This window comes from Terriglobales bacterium (assembly GCA_035567895.1).
Classification (GTDB): domain Bacteria; phylum Acidobacteriota; class Terriglobia; order Terriglobales; family Acidobacteriaceae; genus Gp1-AA112.
Window position 1 is genome coordinate 1 of record DATMPC010000054.1, and the last position, 7,668, is coordinate 7,668.

The following is a 7,668-nucleotide window of genomic DNA, read 5'->3' on the forward strand; positions in this document are numbered from 1 at the left end:
AATTGCGATGAAAGTACTTTAATTATCTGCAGTGGAGCTGAAATTGGTCGCCGTGGCGCCGGTTGTGCCCGGTTGACGGGCCACTCTGACGTAACGCGATTAGGTAAGGCTTGCCGACCATTCGGAAGGGGCCGAACGAGATACGAGTAGCCAACCACTCCGCTAGTTTCTCGACCTATCACGGGCCGTTTGGATCCGAGCCCGTCGTGCTCACGACACAATACAGCAGCAGAGAAGAGATCAGTGACTTCGCGGGCCTGGCACCGCCAATCCAGAACATGTGGCTACCAACGCTGGTCAAGCCCGACGCGATGGAGTAGGTCCTTAAAGCGGGGATCATCGTGCACGGGGTCGAAGAAGGGGTGCACTTTCAGGAATTGCAGAATGTTTGACTGCTCCTGGTATGCTCGCTCAAACCAGATAAACGCCTCGTAGTCGCCGAGTCAAGCATTCGGAAAGCAGGCAATGGACGGATCGTCGGCATTAGCGGCCAATCTCTGCCCATTCTCGCGCCTCTACCTACGATTGATGTTTTGTGGAGTGACCTGCACATGGTGCACGAGGACAGATCTCTGATGAGCTACGATTCCTTTTATTGCACTTTCCGCACCGCTTGAGGTCCTAAGATCTTAGACAGAAGCGGAGCTCTTTCCTTCTGAAAGAAAAATCCAACTGTAAGAGAATAACACTTCCCCACCGAAACCTCTTTTAGAGATGTGATTCAACATATTGGCCGCTAATAAACGGCTATACGGAAATTGGCCCCAAACGGGGTTCGAGGAGGTGAGAGCGCAAGTGATCCTTGCGGAGAGGCCGCTTCTCACATGCGGGCTTCTGCCCGGAATAGTTTACGGATGCCTCGTCACTCGCCCGCAACCAGCGGGAAGCGCCGATGAAGCTTCGAGCGCACCGTAACGAGACGCTCCTATTGCGGAGGGCGGGGTGGACTAGCTGGAGGGCTTACAAAATGGGAGCTTATCCCAACTAGGCTTACGATTCCCTCCAAGGACCGCTGAAAACCCCCCGATTCGGGAGTACTATGAACAGCGATTGAGCAGGTCTGGACGACCGGACAGGATCGCCAAACACTGTGATTGCGATTGTCCAGCAAGGAACAATCAAGCCGACGGTTCTCGTGCGCCTGGCCGTTCGCTGCGCCCTTGTCGCGCTCTGGTGTGATGCCACATTGGGGATGGCCCGAGACGGAGCGGGTCGCCCCGACAATCAGGCCGTCAATCTTAGAGTGGTGCGGCAGGCGGATGTAGAGCCTCACACAACCACCCTGCCAGTGGTCGACGGGAAAGGTATCAGTTTGACACGACTCTCCACAGCCGAGGGGTTTTCGCAAACAAAAGTTGGCCAGATTGTACAGGACGGTCAGGGCTTCATGTGGTTTGGCACGCAATATGGGCTGAACCGGTACGACGGCTACAACTACAAATTGTTCGTCCACGATCCAAGAAATCCCAACAGCCTTAGTGGAGTGGAAGTCAACGGCCTCTTCAAGGATCGCGATGGCGCGCTCTGGGTCGGATGCGATCAATTTCTCAATAAATTCAATCGAGCGAACGAGACGTGGAGCACGTTCTCAACCGGGGGAAAAGATGATTGAAACGAGAAACAGCGTGATGAACACGAAATGGCGAGGATTCTTCCTTCTAGTAGTAACCGCAGCGATTTGCCGAATCGCCGCGGGGCAGAGTGTGCCTCCTTCACCCGATCGACCTTGGCATTTTCCTGCTGAACGCAAAATCGAAGACGGGGCGAAAGCATTGGGGGTTTCGCGACTCGCGGTCGATGACGCGAAGGTATATTCCCTAGCGGAATTGGTGGATTTTGCGGAGCGCAATAATCCAGAGACTCGCGTGGCCTGGGAAGGCGCGAAGAGCAGAGGAGCCGCGCTGCACATCGCGCAAAGCGAATTGTATCCGGCGCTGGCCGCCGCTGTGCTCTCACAAGTCAACCGCCAGTCGGTGTTGTTCGGCAGCAGTTTTGTGCGCCAAACCGTTGCGACGTTTGGACCGGCGTTGCAATTGGATTACACCATGTTCGACTTTGGCGCCCGCGCGGGCCGCATCGCAGCGGCCCGCGCGGAGCTCGCTGCCGCCAACTTTGTCTTCAACGACACCCACCGAAAAATCATTTTCCAAGTCGCGGACACCTACTACCGCCTGCTAAATGCCGTTGGGCAGGTCGAGGCGGACGAAGCCAGCCTGGAGAACGCGAAGACCGTGCAGGAAGCGGCGGAAAATAGGTTACAGAATGGCCTTGCCACTCTTCCCGATGTTCTCGAGGCGCGGAGCGCCACGGCTCAAGCGGAGTACGATTTGCAGTCGGCACGCGGGGCCGAGGTCATTGCGCGTGGCGACCTGGCGACTACGCTTGGGATCGCGCCGACCGTCAGCATTCGAGTGCAGCCACTGGATGAACTGCCGGCTCCCGAGATGCACAATGATTCGGTCGAAGAGTTGCTGACTCGCGCAATGGAACAACGTCCCGACCTGCTGCAGCAGTTAGCGGGAATCCAGGCCGCGGAAGGGAGAGTTCGAGAGGCGCGTGCTGCTTATTATCCTTCCGTGAAATTTGAGGCGACGGTGACCGGGCAGCCACAGTATGGATGGCAGCAGCAGCTTCCTCCAACTCAGGCCACCGGATTGAACGGTGCGGCAGCCGTGAGAATCGATTGGACCATCTTTGACGGCGGAGCCCGAAAGAACAATTTGCTGAGAGCCCAGGCAACTCGAAATGAGACGGCTGCCCAAGCGCAAGCCACCATGGATCAAATTGCGGATGAGGTGTGGCGAAGTTATTCGAACGTCAAAACAGCGGTGCGGCAGCGAGAAGCAGCTACGGCCCTCTTGCAAGCTGCGCGTCAATCCTACATCGCGGCCGTTGACGCCTATGGATACGGCGTCCGCAGCTTACTTGATGTCACCGCAGCTCAACGAGTGCTGGCACAGGCCCGATCGGCCGATGTCGCAGCACGCACGGCGGTTCTCGATACGCTGGCCGATCTGGCTTTTCGAACCGGCGACTTGGTACGTGCGGGTGGTTCGAGGGAGCACCCGTGAGACACATGCCACAACGTCTCGGCGCGCAAGTGCTGCTTTTGGGCACCACCATTTCGCTCGTCGGTTGTCAGCGCGCTCCGTCGATCGACGTGCTAGGATCATTTTTCCCGGCTTGGCTCCTCTGTTTGGTCTTGGGAATCGTGCTAACGACAGGAACTCGTTTTCTACTTTTGAAGCTACACCTTGAGGAAGCGTTCTCTCCTCCGATCCTGATGTATGCCTGCTCGACAGCCTTGTTCACATTCGCACTGTGGCTCCTTTTTTATCATTGAGGAGATCTTATGGACCTGGAACAGCCGCAAAAAACCAGCCGAAAGACGATTCGCAATCTTCGCATCGCCATCGTATTAGGCGCGATCGTTCTTGGTTTGATTGTGCTCTTCGAAGTCAATCGCCAGCCGCGCACGGACGACGCGGAAGTGACGGCCAATTTCATCGGAATCGCGCCACAGGTGGAAGGGCCGATCATTCGCTTGAACGTCCACGACAATCAGTTTGTGAAGCAGGGCGAACCGCTGTTTGAGATTGACGATCGCCCCTATCAGTACGCTCTCGAAAACGCTCTTTCCGAGCAGGCTGCTCTCGAGGGACAAATCGGAGACGAGGGGCGGAAGATTGCGGCATTGGTAAGCGCCGTATCCGTTTCGCAAGCGAATATCCAGAGCTCGCAGGCTGACGTAGGGCGATGGGCCGCGGCGGTCGATCAAGCGCGGGCCGACGTGTCGAACGCAGAGGAGGGCGTGAGCCGCGCCAAAGCCGAATGGACCTATGCAAGTAACAATCTGCATCGCGTCGAGCCGCTGCTCGAAAAACAGTTCGTAACCGCGGATCAGGTCGATAGAGCGAGAACCTCGGAAATCGCTCAGTCCGAAGCCCTCAAACAGGCCTCCTCGCAACTGCTGCTTTCGCAGGCAGGCCTAAAATCGGCTGAGGCGCAATATGAACGCTCCAAGGCAGCGCTCGAGCAGAGCAAAGCGCAACACCAACAATCCGTGCATGCCGTAACTACGCTCGAGCCGCTAATTAACCAGCGCGGGGCTCGTGCCTCGGCTGTCAAGAATGCCCAATACAATCTCCACAACTGCAAGGTCTATGCACCGTTTGACGCTCGAGTTACAAATCTCACCATTTCGGAAGGCGCGTATGCGCATATAGGCCAGCAGATTTTCATACTGATTGACGCGCGGACTTGGTGGGCGATTGGTAATTTTCGAGAGGGCACTCTTCGACACATCGAGCCAGGGATGCGGGCAGATGTTTACGTGCTGTCGAAACCTGAAGTGCGCTTCTCCGGAGTCGTGGATAGCGTCGGCTTTGGCGTCACGCCCGATGCCGATGTTTTTGGCACCTTAACTTCTGGTCTACCCGACGCGCAGCGAACGCTTAGCTGGGTTCATCTCGCATCACGGTACCCAGTCCGCGTGCGCGTGAAGGATCCGCCCGCCGATCTCTTTCGCGTGGGCGAGTCAGCGGTTGTGATCATTCGCGGACGTTGAAGATGGCGACGCTTGCACAAAACATCGGCGCGCTGCCCTCAACGCCACAGTGGTTCTGGGCTTTTCTAAAGCAAGAACTCGCCCCGTACCCGGGCCGAACCGGAACAGTTGCGCGGATGGTGATTGCAGCGACTCTCGCCATGATCGTCTGCATGACCTTTCGTATTCCCTATGGGTTTCAAGCCGCAGTTTATGCACTTGTCGTTTCTCGCGAGAATCCTCGATCCACTCTGAAATCAGCGGGAATGATGTCCGGAGTAACCGCTGTCACCGCGGCGTATGTTTTGATCTCCGTATGGTTTGTGATCAGTGTTCCAGTGCTGCATTTTTTGTGGATTGTTCTTACCTTCGCGATCGCCTTCTACGCACTCAGCACGATTACCAACTACGTTGCGGTGACTATGTTCACCAACATGATCTCCGTGTCAGTTCCATTGTGGGATCGCCATGTATCGGCAGAGAGAAATGTGGAAGATACCCTCTGGGTTGTGTTGGCGGCGGCGATCGGAGTGGTTGCCACTGCGGCAGTAGAGCTGGTGTTTGCGCGCACTAAGGCCGGAGACGACGTCGTTCTGCCGGTTGCGGAACGGTTAGCGGCAGTTGAAAGTTTGTTAGCTTCCTATGCCGCGGGCCGCCAGGTAGATTCCGGGACCGAAGAGAAAATCGCCACTCTTGAAATGCAGGGAACATCAACCTTACGTCGAATATTGCGGCGTTCTGACTACTCAGCGCATTACCGTATGCAGATGAGCGGAGTCGTCGCGGTTGTGGCCAGACTTGTGGACATTGCTGCAGCTCTAACGCAGCTGCGTTTCGCGCCTTCCCGCGACGATCAGCAGCAATGGCAAGACTTGGCCGTGCGAATTGCGAGCATTCGTAGCGATCTGCTTAAACGGCGAATTCCGGGCCCGATTCATTTTGATCTTGACGGCGGACTCTCACGTGGCGTTCCCTTATTGCGCGAGATGCAGGAAACAGTCGCGCTTATCCCTCACATATTTGCGGGTTCTCGTTCCATGGATGAGTATCTGCCGCCCACAGACGACAGCCCGCAATCGAAGCTTCTTGTTCCGGACGCGCTGACCAATCCAGAGCACCTTAAATTTGCGCTGAAGGGCTGCCTTGCCGCGAGCCTCTGTTACATCCTCTACAATGCCATCGCTTGGCCGGGCATCAGCACTGCCGTAACCACATGCTTGCTAACCGGGTTATCCACTATAGGTTCATCTCGTCAGAAGCAGATACTGCGATTCGCGGGGGCCGTTGCAGGTGGCTTTATTATTGGAATGGGCTCGCAGATTTTCATTCTGCCCTACCTCGATTCGATTGCTGGATTCACTGTTCTTTTCATACTCGTCACACTTTTCGCTTCCTGGTTCATGACCTGCAGCCCTCGCTTGTCCTACTTCGGATTGCAGGCCGCTCTGGCTTTCTACCTCATTAACCTGCAGGAGTTTGCGGTGCAGACATCGCTCTCCGTAGCCAGAGACCGTGTTGTTGGCGTTCTGGTCGGATTGTTCATGATGTGGCTAGTCTTTGATCAGCTCTGGGGGGCTCATGCTGCGGTGGAGATGAAGAAGATATTTATTTCCAATCTGCGGCTACTCGCTGATCTCGCCCGCGAGCCACTTCCCGGAGCAACGGGGATTTGGGGCACTTATTCTCTTCGCGAGACGATCAGCGCTAACTTTGACAAAGTGAAGAGTCTGGGCGATGCACTCCTGTTCGAACTTGGCCCTTCCCGCCAGCAAGGCCTCGCATTGCGCAGTCGAATTCGTCGCTCGCAACCGTCGCTTCGTGCGCTTTTCATGATACGAACTACGTTGCTGAAATACCGTCTCCAACTACCCGGTTTCAAGCTACCCGAAGCTGTGCGTTTGGCACAACAGCAGGTCGACGATGAGTCCGCCAAGATACTGGAAGGTATGGCCGACCGCCTCGACGGTAAACCACCGCGGGGAGATGACAAGCTCGAAGATTCGCTCGAGCAACTGCAGCAGACCGTCCGATCTTGCAGTTCGGAAGGGACGCAAGAATTGCTTACTCCCAATCTGCAGACCATTCTTGCCTTGTCCCGCAACACTGCATCCCTGACGATGTCCCTAAGTAAAGAAATCTGAAGTGTGGTCGTCGGCTTGTGCTTGGAGGCGTTTATGAATTACCTGCCGATAAATAAATTAGGCGCACCGCATCATCACACTTGCAGCTGGCTGGGGTGCACAAACTGATGGGCGACGAAGCTGCGGCGCGCAAATCATATGAGGAACTTCTGTCTCTCTGGAAGGATGCCGACTCCGATATTCCTATCTACCAGCAAGCCAAAGGCGAGTGCGCCGGACTGCACGCGAGCTGCTGAGTTAAGTGGAGCGGGTGAGAATCGGTCTGTGTTCGCAACGGTCCGTGCTAACAGGCCAGGGTGAATTAGCAAACCGCCTGCTATCTCCACTTGAACCCGTTCGCGGTTCAAGAACAAAGGGTGCCAAGCCGCCTTCCGCGTGGCGAATAAGTTCCTGAACGGTCTTAACATCCTCACCGCTGGCCTTCAGAAGGGTAACAAGTTGTGTTGGAAGATCGCAAAGATAGACGCCGCCTCGATTATACCGATCAGGCTTTCTTGGGATTCGTTTCATTGACATCTGTTCACCGTGGAATGGCAATGAGGGCGGCCCTCGCGAGCCGCCCACCGGGTTGAACGCAGTTCTTGTTATTTGCTGGGTCCTTTGGCCGCTGCTTCCGCCTGGGCCATCTTGGCTGCCATTTCGGCTTTCAGGGCATCGAGGTTGAAGCTTGCGCCTCGTTGCATCGGCGGGAATTCCAGGAAGGTCTGGATTTCCTTGCCCATCATTTGCTGAACGAAAATAAAACGCCAGAATTGATACATGTACCAATCACCGAAAGACATCAATGACCCATTCCTCGTCAGGTCTTCTGGAAAGCTCATTCTCTCGTACGGATCGAGCCGCAGATTGATAATCGACGGCACGTCCGGATGATTTTTGACCCCCAGCCAGCCTTGGGGTTGATCGATGAAGCGATACTTGTAGTCGTCAATGCGTACCGCGCCAATCGTGCTTTCGCCGAGGTAGAAGATTTCGTGGCGA

General features: G+C 55.7%; 7 protein-coding genes. 6 read left to right on the forward strand and 1 reads right to left on the reverse strand.

Annotated elements, in window-relative coordinates; translation table 11 throughout:
- Positions 1 to 110: 110 nt before the first annotated feature.
- The 6 genes from VNX88_10905 (at position 111) to VNX88_10930 (ending at position 6,923) form a co-directional block, all read left to right on the forward strand.
- Entirely contained in the window at positions 111 to 320 is a 210-nt protein-coding gene (locus VNX88_10905) for a hypothetical protein (GenBank protein HWY69169.1), read from the forward strand.
- Positions 321 to 1,090: 770 nt separating this feature from the next.
- Complete coding sequence (locus tag VNX88_10910) at positions 1,091 to 1,612, forward strand: two-component regulator propeller domain-containing protein (protein ID HWY69170.1); 522 nt, start codon at positions 1,091 to 1,093, stop codon at positions 1,610 to 1,612.
- Positions 1,605 to 3,071: a TolC family protein gene (locus VNX88_10915; protein HWY69171.1), complete on the forward strand. Its 1,467-nt coding sequence runs from the start codon at positions 1,605 to 1,607 to the stop codon at positions 3,069 to 3,071. The genes VNX88_10910 and VNX88_10915 overlap by 8 nt, the downstream gene beginning before the upstream one ends.
- 281 nt (positions 3,072 to 3,352) lie before the next feature.
- On the forward strand, positions 3,353 to 4,567 hold the full coding sequence (locus tag VNX88_10920; protein HWY69172.1) for a biotin/lipoyl-binding protein: 1,215 nt from the start codon (positions 3,353 to 3,355) through the stop codon (positions 4,565 to 4,567).
- Positions 4,568 to 4,569: 2 nt separating this feature from the next.
- Complete coding sequence (locus VNX88_10925) at positions 4,570 to 6,687, forward strand: FUSC family protein (GenBank protein HWY69173.1); 2,118 nt, start codon at positions 4,570 to 4,572, stop codon at positions 6,685 to 6,687.
- Positions 6,688 to 6,782: 95 nt separating this feature from the next.
- Positions 6,783 to 6,923 carry a hypothetical protein gene (locus VNX88_10930; protein ID HWY69174.1) on the forward strand — a complete coding sequence of 47 codons (141 nt, stop codon included), beginning with the start codon at positions 6,783 to 6,785 and terminating at the stop codon, positions 6,921 to 6,923.
- 348 nt (positions 6,924 to 7,271) lie between these two features.
- Here the strand turns inward: VNX88_10930 and VNX88_10935 are convergent.
- Positions 7,272 to 7,668: hypothetical protein (locus VNX88_10935; GenBank protein HWY69175.1), on the reverse strand; the 397-nt coding region annotated here is incomplete at its 5' end.